Source organism: Nostoc sp. 'Peltigera membranacea cyanobiont' 213 (assembly GCF_002245975.1).
Lineage (GTDB): Bacteria > Cyanobacteriota > Cyanobacteriia > Cyanobacteriales > Nostocaceae > Nostoc.
In genome coordinates this window covers 14,616-36,038 of sequence record NZ_NOLI01000043.1, presented here as the reverse complement: position 1 = coordinate 36,038, position 21,423 = coordinate 14,616, and the positions used below count along the sequence as shown (strand labels likewise).

The 21,423-nt window shown below is 39.8% G+C and carries 20 protein-coding genes; 5 read left to right on the top strand and 15 right to left on the bottom strand.

Features of this window, described 5'->3' with window-relative positions; all coding sequences use genetic code 11:
- Positions 1 to 165 precede the first annotated feature (165 nt).
- Together CDG77_RS14285 and plsY are read left to right on the top strand one after the other, a co-directional pair.
- Entirely contained in the window at positions 166 to 1,431 is a 1,266-nt protein-coding gene (locus CDG77_RS14285; protein ID WP_094330022.1) for a DUF3086 domain-containing protein, read from the top strand.
- 141 nt (positions 1,432 to 1,572) lie between these two features.
- A complete protein-coding gene (gene plsY / locus CDG77_RS14280; protein WP_094330021.1) occupies positions 1,573 to 2,253 on the top strand; it encodes a glycerol-3-phosphate 1-O-acyltransferase PlsY in 681 nt (226 codons plus the stop codon).
- 43 nt (positions 2,254 to 2,296) lie between these two features.
- Here the strand turns inward: plsY and CDG77_RS14275 are convergent, their stop codons facing one another.
- From CDG77_RS14275 to CDG77_RS14225, 11 genes are all read right to left on the bottom strand, one after another.
- On the bottom strand, positions 2,297 to 2,554 hold the full coding sequence (locus CDG77_RS14275) for a hypothetical protein (protein ID WP_094330020.1): 258 nt from the start codon (positions 2,552 to 2,554) through the stop codon (positions 2,297 to 2,299).
- A gap of 59 nt (positions 2,555 to 2,613) precedes the next feature.
- Positions 2,614 to 2,853: a hypothetical protein gene (locus CDG77_RS14270; RefSeq protein WP_094330019.1), complete on the bottom strand. Its 240-nt coding sequence runs from the start codon at positions 2,851 to 2,853 to the stop codon at positions 2,614 to 2,616.
- Positions 2,854 to 3,044: 191 nt separating this feature from the next.
- Positions 3,045 to 3,617, bottom strand: coding sequence for a hypothetical protein (locus tag CDG77_RS14265; RefSeq protein ID WP_094330018.1), 573 nt, complete (start codon positions 3,615 to 3,617; stop codon positions 3,045 to 3,047).
- A 118-nt stretch (positions 3,618 to 3,735) separates the two neighbouring features.
- A complete protein-coding gene (locus CDG77_RS14260; RefSeq protein WP_094330017.1) occupies positions 3,736 to 5,373 on the bottom strand; it encodes a TrbI/VirB10 family protein in 1,638 nt (545 codons plus the stop codon).
- Positions 5,370 to 6,074 (bottom strand): hypothetical protein, encoded by a 705-nt coding sequence (locus tag CDG77_RS14255; RefSeq protein WP_094330016.1) that lies wholly within the window; start codon positions 6,072 to 6,074, stop codon positions 5,370 to 5,372. The genes CDG77_RS14260 and CDG77_RS14255 overlap by 4 nt, the downstream gene beginning before the upstream one ends.
- A gap of 57 nt (positions 6,075 to 6,131) precedes the next feature.
- On the bottom strand, positions 6,132 to 6,950 hold the full coding sequence (locus CDG77_RS14250) for a hypothetical protein (protein ID WP_094330015.1): 819 nt from the start codon (positions 6,948 to 6,950) through the stop codon (positions 6,132 to 6,134).
- A 113-nt stretch (positions 6,951 to 7,063) separates the two neighbouring features.
- Positions 7,064 to 8,113, bottom strand: coding sequence for a hypothetical protein (locus CDG77_RS14245; RefSeq protein WP_094330014.1), 1,050 nt, complete (start codon positions 8,111 to 8,113; stop codon positions 7,064 to 7,066).
- Positions 8,114 to 8,345: 232 nt separating this feature from the next.
- A complete protein-coding gene (locus CDG77_RS14240; RefSeq protein ID WP_094330013.1) occupies positions 8,346 to 9,167 on the bottom strand; it encodes a hypothetical protein in 822 nt (273 codons plus the stop codon).
- Between the two features lie 105 nt (positions 9,168 to 9,272).
- The gene (locus CDG77_RS14235; RefSeq protein WP_094330012.1) at positions 9,273 to 12,020 is read right to left on the bottom strand and encodes a hypothetical protein; all 2,748 of its coding nucleotides are present in this window, start codon (positions 12,018 to 12,020) and stop codon (positions 9,273 to 9,275) included.
- Positions 11,974 to 12,345 (bottom strand): hypothetical protein, encoded by a 372-nt coding sequence (locus tag CDG77_RS14230; protein ID WP_094330011.1) that lies wholly within the window; start codon positions 12,343 to 12,345, stop codon positions 11,974 to 11,976. The genes CDG77_RS14235 and CDG77_RS14230 overlap by 47 nt, the downstream gene beginning before the upstream one ends.
- Positions 12,346 to 12,359: 14 nt before the next feature.
- Positions 12,360 to 12,980: a hypothetical protein gene (locus CDG77_RS14225; protein WP_094330010.1), complete on the bottom strand. Its 621-nt coding sequence runs from the start codon at positions 12,978 to 12,980 to the stop codon at positions 12,360 to 12,362.
- A 1,312-nt stretch (positions 12,981 to 14,292) separates the two neighbouring features.
- Here CDG77_RS14225 and CDG77_RS14220 point away from each other — a divergent pair.
- A complete protein-coding gene (locus CDG77_RS14220) occupies positions 14,293 to 15,693 on the top strand; it encodes a substrate-binding domain-containing protein (RefSeq protein WP_094330009.1) in 1,401 nt (466 codons plus the stop codon).
- 230 nt (positions 15,694 to 15,923) lie between these two features.
- On the opposite strand, the gene CDG77_RS38525 is transcribed toward CDG77_RS14220, so the two are convergent.
- The gene (locus CDG77_RS38525) at positions 15,924 to 16,055 is read right to left on the bottom strand and encodes a hypothetical protein (protein WP_258169648.1); all 132 of its coding nucleotides are present in this window, start codon (positions 16,053 to 16,055) and stop codon (positions 15,924 to 15,926) included.
- 515 nt (positions 16,056 to 16,570) lie between these two features.
- On the opposite strand from CDG77_RS38525, the gene CDG77_RS14215 reads away from it, so the two are divergent.
- Positions 16,571 to 16,999, top strand: coding sequence for a hypothetical protein (locus tag CDG77_RS14215; RefSeq protein ID WP_094330008.1), 429 nt, complete (start codon positions 16,571 to 16,573; stop codon positions 16,997 to 16,999).
- Positions 17,000 to 17,197: 198 nt separating this feature from the next.
- The gene (locus CDG77_RS14210; RefSeq protein WP_094330007.1) at positions 17,198 to 17,431 is read left to right on the top strand and encodes a DUF3134 domain-containing protein; all 234 of its coding nucleotides are present in this window, start codon (positions 17,198 to 17,200) and stop codon (positions 17,429 to 17,431) included.
- Between the two features lie 109 nt (positions 17,432 to 17,540).
- On the opposite strand, the gene mltA is transcribed toward CDG77_RS14210, so the two are convergent.
- The 3 genes from mltA to CDG77_RS14195 form a co-directional block, all read right to left on the bottom strand.
- Positions 17,541 to 18,809, bottom strand: coding sequence for a murein transglycosylase A (gene mltA / locus CDG77_RS14205; RefSeq protein ID WP_094330006.1), 1,269 nt, complete (start codon positions 18,807 to 18,809; stop codon positions 17,541 to 17,543).
- A 283-nt stretch (positions 18,810 to 19,092) separates the two neighbouring features.
- Positions 19,093 to 19,758 carry a DUF4082 domain-containing protein gene (locus tag CDG77_RS14200; protein WP_190233978.1) on the bottom strand — a complete coding sequence of 222 codons (666 nt, stop codon included), beginning with the start codon at positions 19,756 to 19,758 and terminating at the stop codon, positions 19,093 to 19,095.
- A 288-nt stretch (positions 19,759 to 20,046) separates the two neighbouring features.
- A complete protein-coding gene (locus CDG77_RS14195; RefSeq protein WP_094330004.1) occupies positions 20,047 to 21,390 on the bottom strand; it encodes a proton extrusion protein PcxA in 1,344 nt (447 codons plus the stop codon).
- Positions 21,391 to 21,423 lie beyond the last annotated feature (33 nt).

The window sequence follows — 21,423 nt, the reverse complement described above, 5'->3', positions numbered from 1 at the left end:
TGATTTTATGCAGCTTCATAAAGAACTGGTATGAGTACCATCTGTGCTGAGTCGTTTCGATCTAAACTCATAACTCAGCACTCATTACTCACGACTTTTATAGCCGGTCAATTGTAATATTTCTGAAAGCTATTTATTCGCATCATAGGAATTACACTATTGTTTATGAACCCAGAGGCATCTCAAACCCCAGAACCAATTGATGAGCGGTTGGCAGAAACACAAGAACAGAACAATGCAGTTGAACATCCAGTCAATCCATCTGTTGAGTCAGTGGGAGAAACAGGAGGCGTTAGCTCATCAGAAGACTACGCAACTTTTGAGCCACTCATCTCCAATGCAGAAGTGGTAGATACTACAGTAGAGCTAACAGAAAATTCAAATGGCGAGTTTGTGGCGCAGTCGGAACCGGAAAATACCGCACTGGGGTCAGAAATAGGATCTTTATTATATGCAGAAGCAGAGCAGCGAGTGGCAGAGTTGCAGAGCGCTGAAGTAGCCCTCAAGTCAGAAATAGCCATGCTGCAAGCTTCTTACAAAAACCTTCAGGTACAAGTGAGTGAAACTCAAACTTCACTGGGACGACTCGTGCAAGAGTCGCTGGTGCAGTTAGAACAACGCAAACAAACCCTACAAATTTCTGTAGAACAACTAGAACGTCGTCAAGAACGTATCCGCAACGAGATGCGAACCACTTTTGCTGGTACATCCCAAGACTTAGCAATTCGGGTACAGGGTTTTAAAGACTATCTCACGGGTAGCTTACAGGATTTGGCCGTTGCAGCTGAACAGTTGCAATTAACACCAACTGTGGTGGAACGAGAAAAACCATCTGCCAAAGAGGCTAAACCAGTTGAACCCCAACCTGGAATACCGCAATTTGCCCAACAGCAGTTTCAAGATACTACAAAGCAAATTCGCCGCCTAATTGACCAATACCGCAATAAACCCGATTACTACGGCCCAGCATGGCAACTACGCCGTACCTTTGAACCAATCCACGCAGAACGAGTTTCTAACTGGTTTTTTACCCAAGGGGGACGGGGTGGTTTGCGGACAATGGGCAGCCGCTTACAAAATATTCTGATTGCCTCATCTGCAATTTCGATATTACACAAGCTGTATGGCGATCGCATTCGTACTTTAGTCTTAGCTAATACACCGGAGCGATTAGGTGAATGGCGGCGCGGCTTGCAAGACTGTCTGGGAATCGGTCGCCCAGATTTCGGCCCAGACCGAGGCGTGGTATTATTTGAGGCATCTGATGCTCTGGCTCAGAAAGCAGACCGATTGACGAAAGCCAATCAACTGCCTTTAATTATCATTGACGACTCAGAGGAGCAAATCAGTTTGTCCCTACTGCAATTTCCTTTGTGGTTGGCTTTTGCTCCCGATCCCAAAACCGTGAGAAACTATGATGATGATTTTTAAACGAGTCATTCATTAGTCATAGCAATTTGATGTGAGACTGGACTGTATTTACGTAGGGGCAATTCATGAATTGCCTCTATAGGCGCATCTTCAAAAAGAAATGGTATTAAGAGGTATTTCTCTAGATTTTTAAATTTTATTATGGCTATCTGGTTAACTCTGTGCGGCGTAATTGTACTTATAGCTTACCTTTTGGGTTCTTTTCCCACTGGGTACATTGCTGTGAAGCAGTTAAAGGGTATTGATATTCGGCAAATTGGTTCGGGTTCCACTGGCGCAACTAATGTGCTAAGAACCTTGGGGAAAGGGCCAGGAGCATTCGTTTTAGTACTTGATTCCTTAAAGGGAGTATTAGCGATCGCTCTAGTTTACTGGTTATTCAATCTTGCTTCTAGTCAAAATTTTATCCCTCCAACGGTAGATGTACAACTGTGGCAACCGTGTGTTGTAACCTTAGCTGGGTTAGCTGCCATCTTGGGACATAGTAAATCGATTTTTTTGGGCTTTACGGGTGGTAAATCTGTTGCTATCAGCTTGGGGATTTTGTTGGCTATGAGTTGGCAGGTAGGTTTAGCAACAGCCGGGGTGTTTGCCGTTGTTGTGGCGATATCGCGGATTGTCTCTTTGAGTTCAATTGCAGGTGCGATCGCAGTTTCCATTTTCATGGTATTTTTGCATCAGCCGTTACCCTATATTCTGTTTGGGATTGCCGGTGGATTGTATGTGATTTTGCGCCATCGCACTAATATTGAACGACTGTTTGCTGGTACTGAGCCAAAAATTGGGCAAAATGTAGCGACGGAACCAGAACAACCAGCTTAATTTACTACTTGCAAATATATTTTTTGTTCAGCCAGGTTTAAGCTTAGGAATGAACGTTCCCTTTAATTAAACGGTGGACAAGGCGGCAAGGCCAGAAAAAAGCTCCACAAATACTTACTGAGGCGACGGCAGCCACAACTCGCCAACTCGAACTAGGATCAGTGGGAGATTCGGAAGGGCGTTCTTGTGTACTTTTAGCTAGTTCTGGTACTGAACGAGATAGCTGACTGGCTGTAGTTACCCCTTCAATTGCTGCTCCAATGAGATAAGCTACTAGGGCAATTACTAGCCAGTGATTCATAATATTCAACTGTTTGAACTCTGAGCGTATGCTTGGCAGTGAGCAATCGATTTCTCGTGCTAATGATTGCCGCCTTGCCCGAAGGATAACCGGCCTTCAGCCGTATCACGAATAAGAGGCAGTTTAGATTTTATATAAGTATTGAGGCTGCTATCTGCCTGGGCATCAATTACCTGCTTTGCTTTTAACTGCTGGAGAAGCAATTGTACTAAAGCTGCATCGTCAAAATGGAGCAGGGTGTTGACCTGGGTAGACTCGATTACAGTCCAAAGCTGTTGCATCATTTTGGCAGTCACCATGAGTCTGTAACCTCTTAAGCTTTTCTTTATATTTACACAGATTTGGAATCTGTGGTTATCTTTTGTCTGAAGATTTATAAAGATGGCAGTTGGGAACGGCTGATTAAGCCAATACAGTTAGATTCTAGCGTTTACCCTGCGCTTGTTATGGAGTGACTTCCGTCGCCCTGTGGGGTACTTTTACTAGAAGTTTATTGTGAAACTCTGACACAAGAGGCTTCTTTACCAGAAGGATCGGGAAAAACAGCTAAAGTGTGATATTCAGGGTTATCTGTTCCATACATCACTCGAAAAGTATACAACTTATTTTTCCCTTGCGCTTCAGTAACAACTGTTAAAAGTGTATTGCTAGTGGTTGGAAGCCCAGGAATATCCAGTTTTTTAATTCGTCTGAGTTGAATAACATTCGCTGCTGAGTTTTTACAATCTCCTGCACTATTATCAGGTTTTGAACCAAACTGCATACATACTGGGCCATCAAAATCCATAGTTACCTGTGATGGATCGTTTAACCAAACTTTTTTAATTACTTCTCCAGCCGGAATAAAGCTTAAGTTTGTTCCTTGTTGATACGAAACATCAATTGTAGGTATTAGTCCGCCTAAGCCTTGCGCTTGGCAGGAAAAGATGGAACGGAGAACGGCGTTATTAGCTACAGCCCGACCTGCCAATAACAATATAGCAACCGAGAAAATTAAGGAAGCTATAGGTAGGAAATAAGAATTATTTAGCGTATTTCCTGACAAGTTAGTATTCTTTTTCATCGTTGCAAATGGGGGACATTGGTAGATAAAACAAGTGGAGACGATGGAGAGAGAAAGAAAACTATTACCAATTACCATTACCCAATCAACAATCTAAAATTGGTATAAATCCTACCTCCTAAAACTGAGTCACTTGATTAACATATATTTCAATATTTGTACCAGCTGGCAAAAACCAAACATTTGTTTGTTGTGACATTTGAGCGATCGCCTGTTGATTGCGTTGGGCAATTTGGGGTACTACAGAGTTCAAACCACCTTCTACAACACCAGCTGCAAGGTTGCGTCTGTTGGTAGTCACAGTTGTAAGTTGGCTGCTACTGCTGGTAGTGCCGTCGGCGTTGGTAACTGTTGAAATAAGTGGTTGGAGTTCGGTGTCACTGCGATTTATTAACTCTGCGGCTTTGCTAATACCTCCCAAAACGAATAATCCTGCATCCATTGATGCTATAGACGAACCTTGACTGGGAAATTTATTTGCGATTAAAGGTTTACCTTGAGTACCGCGAATAATAATTGCATTGGTGGGTAAGCTTCTTTCTGTAAGGTTGCCATTATTTTGCGAGACAACTTTGACTACATTCATCTGTAAAAAACCTTGTTCGGAAAGAGAACGAACTTCAGTTAAGAATTCGGTGTTTGCAGGTAGAGCGATCGCACCATCGGTAGATTTTAGCGGTTCTTTCAATCGGATCACAAAGACGTTTTTCCCTTCACCTGCATCATTCCCATTGGTTGACTTAGTAGTTTCTCCAAATATCGCGGTTGCCAAAACAGCTTTGGCGCTGGTTCCTACTGCTACAGATTTTTGTCCCTGCTGTTGCGCTTGACTAACCACAGGAGCAGGAGTTTCTGGTTGTGGAGTTTGTTCGGGATTGGGGTTTGGCGTTTGTTCGGGATTGGGGTTTGGCGGCTGTCGTTGCACCTGGCTATCATTTGGAGGTGCATAAGTAGCTGCAACATTATTAGGTTGCTCGGTGACATTTACTTGACCGTAGCTACCTAATTTTGCTAACCTTGCCCATTCTTCAAGTGCGCTTGGTGGCGGTGGTGGAGTTGTAATGACTGCGGGTTGAGTGTCTGGCTTCACAACTGGTAGCTGGGCTATTGGCAAAGGTTGAGAAACAGGCACTTTAACAATGCGCTCAACTGTGACTGTCCGAGGCACGTAAGCTATTGGTGGGGATGTTGGGATCACTCTCTGTCTACCTCTGGAAGAAACTAACGGTTCTGGTTGTACGGCTACTGTAGGCGTTGGTTTTGCCATTCTGAGATTTTGTTGGGCGGCTTTCACTAACTCTGCTTGTTCAGTTAGGGCCAATTTAGTTTTGAGAGTATCTACTTCGTTTGCTAGCTGTTGAGAGCTAGATTCATTAATTGGCTGCGATCGCGCTTGGGGAGAAACAATATTTTTTGGTTTTTGACTGCTAGTGTTCATCAACTGAGACAAAAACAAACCAGCCACCAAAACTACAGCTAAGGTACCAGCCCCCACCAAACCTAATTTTGCAAAGGGGTTAGATGAAAGAGGTTCCTTAGTCTGAACTTCTTGTGGTTGAGAAAGCGATTCTGGCGGCGTTGCAGAGTCTTCTGAAACTTCGCTATAGCCAGAAGAAGATTCTTCTTCAAAGCCCACCAACCTTGCCATCCGCGATTCCCAATCAAAAGATTCTACAGATTGTAGTTGGCGATCGTCGGTAGTTAGAGTAAATAGATTTTGTGGAGGAGTTTCTGCGGGAATTGAATATCTAGTCATGGTAGAGCTTGGTTGGGATTCCCAGAACAATTTTTATCTTGAATTTCACAGACATTATAAATTTCTAACCTAGCTTCACCGAGGCGGTAAGCTGCGAAGTGCAATGGTAGTGCTGCATTTGGTAGTGAAGTTGCTGGTTCATCTATAGCTCTAACTAAAATTTGTTTATTAAAGGAAACTGATTTTCCCAACTTATCATAACCGTTAAAAACTAATTGATTGGCGAGGATCTCCACTTTCCACTTTCCATCGCCTATTTTGGTAGGTTGTGAAACTTTTTGTATTACTAATACATTCTCGTTTCCTCTAGTAACGTTTTCAAATTGGCTATCTGGATTTAAATTAGTAATTTCTGACTTAAGCTTTTGTTTAAAATCATCAGCTACCAGTTGGGAACTAACTTCCCAGACCTCTGTTGGCGGCTGCTGCTGCGACCAAGTAAGCATTAAGCTCATAGTTTCACCCACAAAGCGCCGAATCGTTTCTGGTTGTCGCTCTAAATTTTGTTGTGGGTCTACTGTTATAACGCGACCATCAACAAGTTGTACTAAACTTTGAGGTGTAAGTTGCCGACCTAACTGTTGTAACATAGACCCGTTAAATATTAGTAATAGCAAGGTAAACAGATGTAAACCAAATGTTCCTACTGCTAAGACTGGTAAAGGGTTATTTTTCTTATTTTCTGGTTTAAGTAACTGCATTAAGAATTTATTATTTTATATTAAGATTTAACTATTATCAATAAAATTAGAAATTGATTATCTTATAAAGCCACCACTTCTACTGCCGCATTCTTTCAAGCTCTCTTCATTCAGATTATTGTAGTCATCTAGCAAGCATAAATTACGAATTTCATAAATTTCTAATTTATCAGATCGGGTACTATAAATAGCTTTTTGCAAAATAGTACTATTGCCGACTTGTGGGTTGGCAAAATAATCTGTTGCCCGAACAAGTAAATCTTTATTAAAAGGAGTTATGAGTTTTACATCACCAACTCGTTTTTTTTGAATTAAGTCAGCTACCATACCTACTCGCCACTTACCTGGGGCAATTTGTTTTGGTGGATAAACTCGCTTAATAACTAATTGTGATGTCATAACCAGGCTGGGATTTTCAGAGAAAACTTCTGGCGGTGTCATTTCTGCAACTGTGCTTAAGAAACCTTTGCGAAAGTCTTCTGATAAGGCAAAACTAGCTATCCAACTGCTGGTACTAATTTTTTGGCTACTACCTTGGGGTGTTCTAATCGGAATTCCTAAATCTGCTTTTGGGTTGGCAACTTCTTCGATAGTTTGTGCTGGTAAAATTCCAGACCAGCTAAACATTGATATCATCGTTTTGCTGATGAATCGGCGAATTGCTTCTGGTTCTCTTTCTAAATCATCAATATTAGCTACTGGTTTACCATCTATTAATTGCACAAAGTTGGGAGGTTTTCTCAGACTGAGTTGGCGAATATTTATGCCTTGAAATATGAAGAAAAGTAAAACTAATATATGTAAACTGAAGGTAGCGATGGCAAAAACTGTCAAAACACTTCCTATTCTTTGCTTTTTTTCTAGTAAACGCACCATTTACTCATCTCCTCCTCCAAAAAAACTTCAGCTATTATATATAATAATTTGCATATATTTAGCAGTCAGGAGACTAGCCAATACTAGATTATTCTTTTGGGATTTTCCATTCCTTATATCCTTTCCTTGACTATAGAAGCCGTATTATTGATAGCACTGAAGACTGCAAAACCTCCAGCAGCAGCCACAAGTAACGATAAAATTGGTGCTAAAATTCCCAGAAAAATAATGAACCACATTAAGTCTGGATCAACATTAGCATCTTGACCCGGCCCATTGACAATAACTGCGGCAGTCAACACAGCAATAATATTGAATGAAATCTTGGCGATTCCAATAGATAAAAATCCGGTTAGCCATGCAAAGATTGGTTTCCCCGCTACAGGTAGTAAAGACCCGCCTACAGCTATTGGCCCTAAAGCTGCTATTAGCAACATAGTTGCTTCTATCAAATTCTGAAAGGCATATTGTAAGGAAACCAAAAAGTTTTGGATACTCGTTTGAACTGTAGAACCTAACAAGGAATTAAATGACGTTTCTGATACCTGACCAGTGCCATATCTAATATTATCTACCTTATTTTGTAGTCTAATTATCCAGCTTTTATTTCCATAAGTATCTCTATATTTCTGCCAGAGAACATTGACTTTTTCAGCAGCTTTGACAAAGCATTGAGTTTGTTGTTCTCCTGTCAGTGATTGACAAGGACGCAGCAAAGAACCAGCTACTTCTTCGGCAATACTCATATTCAGTGCTTGCTGGTATATTTTATCTGCATCTGCCGATACTACTACTTGCTGATTCACAGTGTTTAAAAAATTCCGCACTCCCAATGTCAGACTAGAAAGTATACTTCCATTGCCTGAATTACTTAATAGAATCACTACTAGAAAAGGCCAAATTAAAGCTGATATTGGACGGCTATATTCGTAGGATATTAAATCTTTAAGGAATTGTAGCATAAAAAATAACAGGGTTCCTACTGCAAAAAAAATACCCAGATTCGTTAGCGCTCCATACAAGTTATTACTAGTATTATTTTGTAATAAATCCAGCCATTGTTTATCCCAACCTTCGGCAATACTTTGGGAGGTTGCGGCACCATTATCGAGAACCTCATCAATGCCTACTTGGGCAAAAATTAGTTGAATAGCAAGTTGCATTTTTAGTTTATTAGCTGTTTTTTGAGATTTATTAGTGGCGTGGAAGAACTAAAATCACGCCTTACATTTATGGTTTATTAGAGCTAAATATCTCTTACTAACCTTGAGTCATTACACCATTTAAGCCTTATCACGCTACTATCAAACTGTTTTTTAGATTTGTTTTGGGTTTGTCACAAGTATCAAAATTTTGGAAAGCAGATTAAAGATTATAAATTTATCTCTTAAAATCTTACTTATTAATTTTTCTTCCAAATAAATCTAACTGAGAAGTAGCTCGTAAAAGTCGCGCCGCTTCCGTAGATGTTTCTACTCTCTGAGCGCGATTTGCCTCTTCTACTTGTTGAGAAATATTTGCCAAGTTTAAGTTGGAATATTGGAAAGCCTGTTCTAATTGCGTAGACTTGGCGTATGATTCTCCAACAATTTTTATCTGCTCTTTTTGGATTTTAAGTGTTTCTTGGTTAGTAGTTAGCAATGTTGCTAAACCCTGAGTTAGTAATGCTTCTGCGATGCTTATAGCAGTGTTACCGGTACCACTGCCGCCAATAAGTGTTGTAGCTTTATTAGTATAGTTAGTAATATCGTTATCTAAATTACCATTTGTATTTGTAACAATCTCAAGAGATTTTTGAATATTTTCTAACTTCGTTTTTGACCGAATTTGTCCCTTTTCACCAAGAACACCCGCCGCTATTCCGCGGGTTATTACACGATTTAATTCATTACTAACTAAGTTTCCCCACACTGCGGAATTATTATCAAAACGGCCTGATTTCGAGTAGAGGATTAAATCATCACGAACCTTTTGTCCAGCCGCTACAGGGTTAGGTATGTTCAATTCTCCCCTAGAATTATTCAGAGCATTTTGACTTTGTATTTCTACAGGCTTTAAGTTATCGCTCAGATTATATTGAAGGTAATTTTGCAAATCTGTGGAATATGATTGAAAATCAGTCCAAATCTCACCTAATCCGTTCGTTTGAACTTGTGCCATTGCTGGGATGATTGCCAGGGATAGTAATGTAAGAGTAAAAATAGTAGTTTTTCGCATACATCTGTACCTGAAAAAGGTAGACGACATTAAGTAGTGAATCAGAAATTTAGCTTTTAAAGTATGATTTATAACTTTTTAAATCACTCACTTGATATAACCCGATTAACTACTGCGTAAGTTAGCCACTAACTGACGGGCAAATGCAGAAATAGCTTCATATTTATCTGTGTGAACTTGCATCATTTTGCTCCGCGCAGTTTGTTCAGATGGGTTATTCGCAACTGCTGCCAATTGTTCGTAACCTGGATAATAACGGCAGAATGTATAAATACCGTTATCATCTAACAGCCATTGGCTATAAACGCCTTCTTTGCGTGGGAAAAAGCTTTCTGAGGCATTACGAGAAATAATATTACGGGGATATTTTAAGATGTCTGCAAAACTATCCACTGCAACTGGCTGAATGCGTCCAATCAATCGTGTTGTCAAGTTTTGCAAAATTTTAGATGCAGCTTTAGATTTGGCAATGGTGTCAGGATCTTGTCCTGATAAGATAACTCTGATACCGGCTTTAGCGCCGTTAGCACAAATTCTACCAACTAAGTCGGAAATTTGCTCAAATTCAAATAAAATTGGTGCTTCGTCAATGAAGAATATAGAAGCTGGACTACTTAATGCGCGTCGTAATGCTGCTGAATAGGCACTCAGAGATAGTACGGCTGCATCTTCACTATCTGATAAGTTCCTGAGAGCAAAAACTAAAAGTTGTGCATCGGTAGGAAAGCTAGATGGTGCGGAAATAGCTTGTCCCACACGGCTAGAAAGCCAAAACCGCAAGCGTAGTTGAATTTGACTGAGAGCGTCTTCTACTCTGCCACTTAAAGACTCTAGCTGCAAGTGTTCTGGCGAACAGAAATAGAGAAAATCTTTTAAGGTAGGGGTTTTTTGCCAAGCAAGAGTGCCAAATCCTCCCGCCATCGCTTGCCGATATCGCTCTTTGATGCCCTCATCTGTAAAGAAGGCTTCTAGGGCCAAGTTGAGCAGCGATCGCACGGTTTGCGATAAAATTTGACTTTCAGTGGACGATCCTAAAACCATTGTCATTAACGCTGATTCTAGGAAGGCGGTATAATCGTTGAAGCGATCGCGTTGTTGTTCTGGATCTAGCGATCGTAAATCTGGCTGTTCAAATAAGTTATTCGACTGTTTGGAAATATCAAAATAGGCTCCATTCCCCTCCATAAACTCTGTATAGTCTGTGAAAGTTGATGTGCCATCAGGTTTAGGGAAATCTAACGCCACTACCGGAATGCCATGCGCCAAAGCCTGAGTTAAAATCCCTGATACCAACACCGATTTACCAGCACGAGTTGTAGCAAATAAAGCTAAATTTTTGTGTTGATTAAACAAATCTAAATGTACGGGTGTTCCACCTTCTTCTGCAATCAATTCAAAACCTTCTTTATCACCCCGTTTAGTTAAAACTAAAGGCATTAATCCGGGAACTTCACTTGTTAAATATAGCTGGCGACGGTTAAAGGGTGTAGCTAACAAACCTTCCCAAACTATTGGTAGAGTTTGTAGCCAAATTTTCCAAGCATACTCAGTTTCTCTAATTACCCTTGCTGGACGTTGAAAACAGTTTTCAATATACCTTGTTGCCTCATCTAATTTTTCGACAGTGGGACGATGTACCAAAATAGCAATACTCGTATAAATCGGGACTGCACCTTCAAATAATTGTTCTTGTGCTGCTACCGATTTTTTCAACTTCAATTGAGCGTTGACATCAATAGTTTTACTTTTTTCTTGAGCCATGATTGTCGTCATGTTTGACTGCTTCAGCACTCGTTGCAGAGTAGTTTTCACCATTGCCGGATTTGCGGCAGTCAACTCACAAAAAATTTCTGTATCTACTACTCTTTCTCTGGCCAACAGTTCCCATAAATAACGCAGTTGGGAAGATTTATTTGGCCAACCTCCCGGTTTTTCGAGAAATGATAGTGCGCCAATATAACGATTGTTAACATTAACCCAGCGACGGTCGGCACAAGGTACGCTAGACTCCATCAGCAGAGTTGTGCCGTGGATATTGTCTATCAGCAATTTAGTACTAGCTAAATCTGAATTAACTTGCTCGTGCAGTCCTTGTTCATCTAAAGTCATCAACTGGGGAATATCTATTGGCTCTGTATCATTAAACCTTTTCCACACCTCTTTCCAGAGTTCATTCGCTGTCAAAGGTTTGACATCCAACCCCATTTGGTTAGATAAAATTTGTTCCCAGCGCAGAAAACCCTGTTTGTAAGCATTTGTGATTAGGGTTTCGATCCGCTGGTTTTCTACTTCTGAGAGTTCACCTTTGAATTTCAACCACCATGATTCAGCTTTGACTAAGAGCTTCTCTATCCAATCATCCGCATGTTGCGAGTTAGATTCAATAGTGTAAGTGACATAAATTCGCAAAAATTTCGGCTTCCGAACACCAGAAATAGTCAGTTCTTTGACTCTGGCTCTTTCAGCCATCAACAAATATTTAATATCTCGTGACGGCGCATTTCTGATTAGTAATGCTAATTCTTTTTGGCGCTCTTTATCGGAACTAAAAGATCCCAAATGCAGTGTCATTCTTTCACCGCTAGGGATATCTTTCAATCCAGCTTCAATGTTATTAAAAAGTGTATCGATTTGTTCGGGTCTTAAGGTAGTATGAATTCCCTTACAGTCAAAACCAAAAACAAAGCAAAATCGGTCTTTTTGAGTACCTTTTGTCAATAAATACGCGCCAATATCGCGGCCATTCATGGCGACACGTAGCATTGTTGCCAGGTGTAAGGCATCTTCAAATGGTGTTAATCTACTTTCACTTCCGGCGATGCCGACGCTTTGTTTTCCGATTTTTTGCTTCATGGTTAACTTCCAGTAAGCTTTGATAACGAGCAAAGCCTCTTGTCCAAGCGGGAACGCCAATAAATTTACTTAAAAAACTCCAACTCCTACCACCAGTTAAAATCCACCAAGTTCCTATTCCCCAACCAGTAATTAGTACTGTCCACAACCATTTTTGAAATTCTTCTTGGAAAAGACCTCCAAAAATTCCATTAATAATAAAATAGGAGGCTAGGGCAATTACCGTCCAAGGAAGAATTTGGTCGGCAGGAATTGGCCCTAACGAAGGTTGGCTTCCCAGAACCTGATTAACTGGACGAAATTCTTGTTCCCGCTCTTGAGACATTTGAAATATCTGAATTATTTACTGCTGTCGCCAATTACAAAGCGTGTGAGTACATCAGCAATAGTAACAGCAACAACCACTAATAGGGGAGTCCTGGCGATGCTTTGCCAATCTTCATCTTTCCGCACTGCGTTAATCACGCCAACCAGGGAGATTGCAATATAGAGTAAGTAAATTGCCCGCAACACATTAAATATCAAACTTACTGCTGTGTTGCTACCACCACTATTTGTTGTAGAACCATCACTTAAGGTTTTTTTGAAAAACTTTTCAGCTTCTCCAAAAAACTGTGCTTGTGCAGGGGCTGCAAAACAGTCTAACCAATATAAACTCAGAACGATCGCTGCTGCTAAAATTTGTAATAGTATTAGCGATCGCCTGGGTAAATTCAACTGCTGCCCAACTTGCTGGGTGATGACTGCAATTAAACTACCAACCAGTAAACAAAAAAGCAGGATAGGACTTTTTAGGCTAATAACGCTTACAAGTACAGCACAAGCAATCAAAAAAGGTACAGATTCAACCAAAATAATCAAGCTGGATTCCAATCCCAGCCTTAACTTATGAGATCCTTTGACAGCGCTACCAGTTAAAGCTTTGAAAAAGTTTCTCTTGTGAGAACTTTGTCTAGACATTTGCTAATTTTCCTATGGTGTACTTGAGTGTTGGTTGTCTAAAATTTTACAGCTATCATGATTTTACATGATTTAACACTTAATTTATCCTTAAATTATAAAGTTCAGCAAAGTTCTATACTATACATAAATTCGTATTAATTTAAGTTAACAAAACATTAATACTTATTTAATGCGGAGGATAAAAAACGAACCGCATACACCTGCGGGGAAGCAAGCTACGCGCAGCGTCTCCTTAGAGAAGGACACATAGACGCGGAGTGGCTTCCCGCAGGGTAGGACACAAAGGAAGAGGATTTAAAAGGGTTTTTGTGTCAGTTACGTATATTTTTGCCAAATTGGGATGCTCCCATTGGCTTTGCCTTCAGTAATACACATGGTGCGTTATGAACTCCGTTCTAACACACCCTACAATATCTAATTTTGTTCAAAAATCAAATAGTAATCCGATAAGACTCATATTTCATTTTTCAAAAACTTATTACAATTCAAAGAACCTTCTTTTCTGTTGGCTCTTGCCTCTTGCTTATTTACGCAAATAATTATGGGTACGACATACTGGGCGAAGAGACATCAAATCACACTACTTAGTATATAAGTGAAACTTTCATATTTTCCTCTGGTTAAATTAATAAAAACTATACGAAAACTACTTTCAAAACAGCTATAGATTCAATAAATTATTCTAATTGTTTTTCTTAATCAATCCATAATGTAATCATGATTTGAGCTTTACCTTAAAGCTATACTGTTGATTTTGTTGGCAAAATTTAACAGCTATTAGCTATAGCAATGCTGAAAGATTTATGAAATACTAATTTTCTTTATTTCGTACCATAGCGGTAGTTTGTCGCAAACTGCTGTGCATATACATTAAAGAAAATAATTTTCGTAATTCGGATCAAAATGCCATCTTGAATGAAGTAAATTTGTAAAATAAAACATGACTTTATTAAGAGTAAATAAGAGATTAATAATTGAACTTGAGGCATAATTCATAATCTCTATTAACTACTCCCTTATACTAAAGGCATTGAATATTTACTTATACAAACTTACTTTATAAGCGGAGAGTATTTCAATAGCAAAAATTATGTGATGGGGTGTATTACCAATAGTTAAATACACTCAAGATATCTAATATTTTGCTTTCTCTACACTCTTCAATTGTTTATGCAAGCTTTTGATTGATAAATAACCTTTTTAATGTAATTCTTTGCGATTAGAGAAGGTTATTTATAATTACCAGTTTGACAATTGACTTAGATTTATTAGGGTTTAACATCCTAAAATTAACTTGAAGGAGCTTGACATGGTTTTCTATCGCGATCGTCAATTGACCTCTTTGGCAAGTTCAATTTCTGTACTTGCTATAACAATTGGTTTAGTAGCAGGTCAATCTGTTAGTGAGAAATCTCTAGCTCAGACCTCCACTACTCCTCCTCCAACTGGAGTAACCTCCATAAATGGTGCAGGTGCAAGCAGTGTAAATACTTTGTTTGTTGGTACAGGAACTACCTATCCTCTTGCCCCAAAAGGCTCATGGTTTAACGCTTACGGCGTTGGAAATCCTCCAACCCTAAACAATAATGTACCCCCAGCCATAGCCGGATTTCCCAACGGAACCTATGGCCCAGTCAATACGAGCGTCACATTTAGATATGCTTCGGTTGGTAGTGGTACAGGAGTAACATCTTTTCTGACTCAAACCCCACCACCTGCGACTGGTGCTACAATCAACGCCCCAGTTTCTTTTGCAGCTACTGACGCTCCCCTAACAGGCGCAGAAAGAGTTACTGGCAGTCCCAACGATGTTCCCACCCCCGCAGGTACGCCCCAAAACCCAGTTCCATACATTCAAATACCTGTGATAAGTGTCGGAATCGCGTTATCTTACAACCCCAGTGGTCTAAATGTACCAGCAGCTGGAATTAAGCTTTCACGAGCTACTTATCTGGGTATTCTTAACGGCACAATCACAAATTGGAACGATCCCAAAATTAAGGCGGATAACGGTGGCGCAATCATTTCAGTAAATAAGCCCATCGTTGTAATCTATCGTAGTGATAGTAGTGGTACAACTTTTGCTTTAAGCAGTCATCTGAAGGCAGCATTTGGTGCTGCATGGAACAGAGGGGTTGGTGAAAAAAGTATTAGTTCCGCCACTATACCCAATCCACTACCAGCTAATACAGTTGTTTGGCCAACTACTTTCCAATCTGCTTCAGGTGGTGGAGGTGTAGCTACCAAGATTAAAGCTACTGCTGGTGCAATTGGTTATGTGGATAGTGCTACGCGGTTAGCTAATAGTCTGCAAGCTGCTGTCTTACAGAACAAGTCACTTGCTTATACTGCCATCTCAACAACTACAATTTCCAATGCTTTTGTAGGTGCGACTGACCAAGATACAAATGCTCGGCGGATTAAACTCGTAGTCACCGATCCAACCAGCGCAACTGCTTATCCGATTGTTACCGCAAGCTACTTGCTATTTTATGATAAATACGCAAATGCTAGCATAGCAACTGGTATTAAAGGATTCATCAACTGGGCTTTAGGAGTACCACCTGTTCCAGCACCAGCAGATGTGACAACCAACCCAAACTCTATAGCTATAGCTCGTGGATATGCGCCTCTGCCTGATACCATTAAAAATCAGGCTCGAACCCTTGTAAACACTTACGTAGATACTACTTTTAACCCAGCTCCATAATTGCGTGAATACCGTTTTTGGTATTCATCTTCCTTGTCTCTCAAAAATGTTGACAAGGGCATGAAAGTTATGCCCCAAGATTATGTTTAGGATCTTGGGGTTTTATTTAGGCAATCTATATCAATAGCTTGTAATAATACCCTAAATTTTTAAAAAATATTACTGAGAAAATATGCGGATAAACATCATATTTAAAAGATAAAGTTAAGTATTCTATCAATTTTTCTAATTCAAATCCAGATAGTCTGTTGAATATTTTTAACCATCAAAAAAGGTGAACAAAGGAGTATTGGCATCGCCAATGGATGAATCTCACAACTACCATCGGCTTGTTCGTCTTTAGCATTTTTGCGTGGTAGCATCTGGGGTTGGGCACTGACTACAAGCTAAAATAAAGATTTAAGCGAACCAAAAGCAGTCCCCACCTTACTTTATAAGATGCTGCGATCGCACTAACTATTCATCTTCTGTATCTTTAATTATCTAAAAGTCAGAATGGAATACAACCTTACTGCTGTGGTAGCTTAACATCCATAGGGTCATACATAGTTGAAAAAGTTCAATCGTCAACTATGTTATAATGAGATAGTTGAGAAATATTTTCGGTCATGTAACTGACTATCTAGAGGCTTCTCCGAATCTAAATCTCTACAAACTTGGGTTCTGGAGGTGTTTTGTGTCAGTTTATATTGCAAAATTTATCTTTTAAAGATGAGAGTCTTTAAATATTGCGAAAATTTAAATTTTTAGCGAACAGAAGTGTAGTGTAGTACCTTGCGTGAAACTAATACCTCTCACTTTCAAAAAATGTGCTAAAAAGAACAGACAAGTTTAGTGTGTCACAAATCCAGACAACATACAGATAGTACTTGAACTTATGCCAACGGATATAATTACCCGTCCTGAGTCCCTCACAGAAGATTGTTTCTTTACTTATGCCCTTGGGACTGATTTGCACGATACTCAATCGACAGCCCAATATTTACGCAGAATCAGAAAAGAAGATAAACCCTATATCGACATAGCTGTTTCTCCCAGACCGGGCTATCGGTTTGAGGTTTGCCTTATTCCTGTTGAAGGGTTCGCAAAAGAAACAATATTGACAAAAGACGGGTTCGCTAAAGCTTTAGCGATTATTTGTGCTGTATCTAATAAAGCTAGGAAACGATTCCCTTCAGGAAATGGACAAGAAATTGTCCGGTGTCAATTTAGCAACTTAGCTGATGCAGTCGCTGTAGCGAACAGATTGTCTGCATTGCCCTCTGATATGTACGAAACTCTTGCCAAGCTACCAAATGCTTTGTAAGATTGTGTTCGCTTGAAGATTTATGATTAAGACTGACGCAAAGACATTTTAATGGTAAGTAGACGGACAAGAGAATAAAAAACTCAATAGTTCATATTTCGTCTGTTACGAAAAGTTTTGTATAACAAGCTTTTTAAGCTTAATGTACAATTTTTGTGTTTTTGTACTGTTACCGATAATTCAAAGTGAGCCTTTTTTATGCCTATCAGCCCTTTGCGTGAAGAACCTCGTAACCAACGAGCGCCTGTAATTCGTACAAGTAATGAATTTATTCTTTTAGAATGGCTAAAGTCAACTGGTCGTCTAATCGAGCGCGAACATCAAGAATCTGAGTATCTAAATGAAGTAGAAGAAATTTCAGAAATGATCGACCTTGACGATATTCCTTACGATCATGATGATGACGATTCTGATATGGAAATAGAAGCGTAATTCGTAATTCGTAATTACTGTACAGCAGGCGTTTAATTTTCGCTGAAATGCTAAGATTCCCGATTTTTTTAGAGAATTCGGGAATCTTAGTATTAAAATGCGAGTGGGCTTAATTCTTGGACTTGAGTAATAAATAAAATAATTGTCCATTGCTGACTGTGACACCAGCCCGATCGCCTGCTAATTTCCCAGTCCCTAAAAAATAATCTACCCTACCTGCACCTTTAATTGCACCTCCAGTATCTTGGTCAAGAACATAGCGGCTAACGATGCGCTCCTCCATTTTTCCGGTAGGATTAGGAAAGGGAAGAGAAGCACGAATCAACGCTAAAGCACCAGGAGGCATGAGAGATTTATCTGTAGCGATAGAACGCTCTGCTGTTAGGGGTACGTCGATCGAACCTTGGGCTGGCTCGCCGTGATTTTCTTGAAAAAAAACAAAGCTGCGATCGCGCGGAATATAAATATTTAATTCTTGGGGATGCTTTTGAAAATAATCGAGAATAATTGGCATCGTCATCCCTTCAAGCGGTAATTTGCCATCATTCGCTAATTCTCGACCTAGACTTTTGTAATTATAAGCGTTATTGCCAGCATAGCCGATCGCTGTCTGAGTCCCATCGGCAAGCTGAAGTCGCGCTGAACCTTCAATTTGAGCTAAATATGGTTCAAGGCGATCGCGCAACCAAAACAATTCTAATCCTCGCAATTTACCTTTTACAGCTTGTAAACCATCTGCTCCTTCTAACTCTAAGCGGGTAGGATGTGGTTTAGACCAGGAGTTTAAATCAGGAGGTAATCGATAAACAGGATAACGATATTCTGGTGTGGGGACGCGACTAGCTGCGTAAAGTGGTTCATAATAGGCGGTGAATAAAACAGAACCTTTAGTGTCTTTACCAATTGACTGGTAAAGAACAAATTCCCGCTCAATGGCTTGATGTAATTCTGTTGCAGAATTGGTTGTGAGTAGGAGTTCGCGGAATCTTTTCAAGCTTTTGAAGACGCGATCGCGGGTAATCCCAGCCACAGGATAGTTTTGATAAGCAGTCGCAGCATTAGCAGTTTGCAGGTATTGGAGACTGCGAGCGATCGCACTCATCAGTGCCTTTTTCTCTGATATTTCTCCATAGATTACTTCATCTAAACAAGAGCGATCGTTCTGACAACAAGTAACTGGTAGTCTCTCGATTAATGGTGCTTTTTGCTTTTGTGTAAAGGATACTGGTATATCCCACTTTTTCACGCGACATTCTGGCGGACTGAGTTCCCGATGCGCCAAAGATTCCATACGCACTAAGAAAATCGACAGAAGCACCGATAGGCTGATGGCGATAAATTTGTTTAGCTTTCCTAACCCAGCAAGTGTCTTTTTCATCAAAATTCAAAATTTTTGAGATTATCCCACTTCACTCAAATTCAAAAATCAAAAACCAAAAATACAGTAGACCTAATATGTTTTTATATACTTTATAAAAAAAGACTAAAAAAACCCATCACTTTTTTCAAGCGTGAGTACATTTGAACTAAGTTGTCTCAATTTGGTAGTAAGCCCTGACTCCATCGAACTACCTACACCCAAGAGTTCTAAGCGCCTCCCCCAGCGCAGGCGCAAGGGAGAGGCAAAGAAACACATAAAGTTCTATTTACTGTCCGTTCGTTTATTCTGTAACTAGTTGCTTACGTTTGCGAAGAGAGGTGATACCGAAAGCACCTAAGCCTAAGATACCGATGAGAGAAGTCGGTTCGGGAACAGCTTGGGTAACTACGTCAAATTTGAAATTAGGGCCAATTCTACCGTTACCGGCTGTTAGAGTTGAAGGAAAACTAAACCCTTGGGATGTACCATTTCTGGCGCTACCGGTGAGAGTAATTTCTGGAGCCGTATTTACAACTCCGGGAATATTATAAATATCAGTAAATGGACTAGTTATTGCTGCACCAATAACGTATGATATTCCAGCAAGAAGATTGACTGATGTAATATCCTCGTAACGAAAGCTTCCAGTTAGTGGACTGGTAGTTTGGACAGTTGTTGAGGCTAGTAAATTCCCGTCCGATGTCCACAAACCAACCAAGTGGGATTGTGATAGAGGATTCCCAGGAGTTTGATCGTAAAAACCTAATGCAGTAACTGAGAGGTTGTCATTAGCAGTAAATGACCAACCGATTGTTTGATTTGTATTATTAACAGATGTGAAGTTAGTTCCACCCGTCAAACTCTGTATCGCTTCAGACGCGTATACAGATGGTGCAGAAACTAAAACTGTTGCCAATATCAAAGGAGAAGCCATTGATAACTTTTTGAGGACATTTGCAATAGTCACGATCTTATTTCTCCGATAAACATTTAACATTCGACACTCTGCACAAGTAGTGTAGAATTTTTATACCTGTAAAGCAAAGCTTTTTCAGGAAATTCACATAAACTTTAATTGAAGAATTCAGAAGCCAGAATTCAGGAGCAAATAGCTGGAGACGCTCCGCCTCCGGTCAGAATGCAAGACGCTCGATGACTCGCTAACGCTTCGCTATCAGTGGGGGTCAATCCCCCACTGAATTGCACCCCCACCAAATTGAGAATTTGGTGGGGGTGCAAAAACGCCATTTATTCATCATTCATTCATATTCCGGTAAGTGGCGACTGCTGAAGGCGATATCCGGTTCAAATATCGGAATATCCAATATTTGAAAATGGTATCTAAAATCACCGGGAAGGTGGCAATAAATAAGAAAATAAAATCTCGATTTGCTGGTAATCCCCAATGGCGCGATACACCTTCTAGCAGTACTTCCCAACCATGAGGAGAGTGGAATCCTACAAAGATATCAGTAAACAAAATAATGATAAATGCCTTAGCACTATCACTAAGTCCATAGACGATATTATCAAAGAAATCTTTGACTACAGCAATAGAAGACTTGCTGATAAGCAAAAGCCAGATAAAAGCGCCTACCGAGAACATATCTGCAAAAACATTTTTGATAGCATTCGAGCTTTGGTGACGAAATTCTTCAGCAAGCTCTCCAGCCTTATTTGCCATTTCAGTTTCCATCTGTTCAGACGACAGTGGAGGAGCATTTTTAATGAGATTTTCAAACTTGAGCTTTTCTTCAAATCTTTCTAATTCTTCAAGGGCTTCCTCTTCCATTTCGGAATTGAGGAATATCTGCATTTGTTCGCTACTTCTAAAATGCTCAACAGATGGCCCTACTACGAAAGCTTTTGCTATCTGATGCGTCAAAAGTGGTACGATAATCAATAGTAAAATAAACCTGATAGATATTATTGTTCTTCTTTGAGTCTGACGAAAATTCTGAATTACTTCTTTTTCAGCATTAGGGTCTAATTCAACTTGCAGACGAGTGATAGTACTTAAAATCGAACGAGGTAAAACGCCTGTTGTATCGACTTTGCTCTTTGGTTTTGGTTTTTTATCCGAGTCTTGAGTTGGTATTTTTGGTGGTAAAGCTGGAGCATTTACAAGCAGCGATTTTTCGTCAGATACCACATTAACTGGAAGATTTGGAGGTTTAACTACTAAAGCGTTATAAGTTATTTGCTCAGAATTTATTGTGTATTTAGATATAACTAGATCGATAAAGTTTAGCTTTTCCAAAACTAAAGAAGGACTGGGATGCTCTATACCTGCTTTCTCAGCAGCTTTTTGATTCTCTTCATTTAGAAACCAACGGCTTCCTCTAAACTCTGTCAGCCGCATTTTGGCAATTTTTAATAGCTTGTTGAGGTCTGACTCAAAATAATCCATCACGCTCTTACTGTACGTGGCTGAGTCAATGTCTATTTTATTACCATTGAAATGCTTATCTTCTATTTCCTTAATCTTTAATGCTGCATCGTAAGCTTCATGTAAAGAACGTTCAGGAGTCTGTAAGTACCATCGATAAGCAGCAAGCAAGAAAGAATAGATTTTTTGGCTAAAAACAGAATTTTTCATTGCAGATAATCATCCAGCATTATTTGGTGATTC

Bases quoted from the DNA above. Each gene is read 5' to 3' on its own strand.
- CDG77_RS14285 (WP_094330022.1), top strand. From the start codon at position 166: ATGAACCCAGAGGCATCTCAAACCCCAGAACCAATTGATGAGCGGTTG.
- plsY (WP_094330021.1), top strand. From the start codon at position 1,573: ATGGCTATCTGGTTAACTCTGTGCGGCGTAATTGTACTTATAGCTTAC.
- CDG77_RS14275 (WP_094330020.1), bottom strand. From the start codon at position 2,554: ATGAATCACTGGCTAGTAATTGCCCTAGTAGCTTATCTCATTGGAGCA.
- CDG77_RS14270 (WP_094330019.1), bottom strand. From the start codon at position 2,853: ATGGTGACTGCCAAAATGATGCAACAGCTTTGGACTGTAATCGAGTCT.
- CDG77_RS14265 (WP_094330018.1), bottom strand. From the start codon at position 3,617: ATGAAAAAGAATACTAACTTGTCAGGAAATACGCTAAATAATTCTTAT.
- CDG77_RS14260 (WP_094330017.1), bottom strand. From the start codon at position 5,373: ATGACTAGATATTCAATTCCCGCAGAAACTCCTCCACAAAATCTATTT.
- CDG77_RS14255 (WP_094330016.1), bottom strand. From the start codon at position 6,074: ATGCAGTTACTTAAACCAGAAAATAAGAAAAATAACCCTTTACCAGTC.
- CDG77_RS14250 (WP_094330015.1), bottom strand. From the start codon at position 6,950: ATGGTGCGTTTACTAGAAAAAAAGCAAAGAATAGGAAGTGTTTTGACA.
- CDG77_RS14245 (WP_094330014.1), bottom strand. From the start codon at position 8,113: ATGCAACTTGCTATTCAACTAATTTTTGCCCAAGTAGGCATTGATGAG.
- CDG77_RS14240 (WP_094330013.1), bottom strand. From the start codon at position 9,167: ATGCGAAAAACTACTATTTTTACTCTTACATTACTATCCCTGGCAATC.
- CDG77_RS14235 (WP_094330012.1), bottom strand. From the start codon at position 12,020: ATGAAGCAAAAAATCGGAAAACAAAGCGTCGGCATCGCCGGAAGTGAA.
- CDG77_RS14230 (WP_094330011.1), bottom strand. From the start codon at position 12,345: ATGTCTCAAGAGCGGGAACAAGAATTTCGTCCAGTTAATCAGGTTCTG.
- CDG77_RS14225 (WP_094330010.1), bottom strand. From the start codon at position 12,980: ATGTCTAGACAAAGTTCTCACAAGAGAAACTTTTTCAAAGCTTTAACT.
- CDG77_RS14220 (WP_094330009.1), top strand. From the start codon at position 14,293: ATGGTTTTCTATCGCGATCGTCAATTGACCTCTTTGGCAAGTTCAATT.
- CDG77_RS38525 (WP_258169648.1), bottom strand. From the start codon at position 16,055: ATGCTACCACGCAAAAATGCTAAAGACGAACAAGCCGATGGTAGTTGT.
- CDG77_RS14215 (WP_094330008.1), top strand. From the start codon at position 16,571: ATGCCAACGGATATAATTACCCGTCCTGAGTCCCTCACAGAAGATTGT.
- CDG77_RS14210 (WP_094330007.1), top strand. From the start codon at position 17,198: ATGCCTATCAGCCCTTTGCGTGAAGAACCTCGTAACCAACGAGCGCCT.
- mltA (WP_094330006.1), bottom strand. From the start codon at position 18,809: ATGAAAAAGACACTTGCTGGGTTAGGAAAGCTAAACAAATTTATCGCC.
- CDG77_RS14195 (WP_094330004.1), bottom strand. From the start codon at position 21,390: ATGAAAAATTCTGTTTTTAGCCAAAAAATCTATTCTTTCTTGCTTGCT.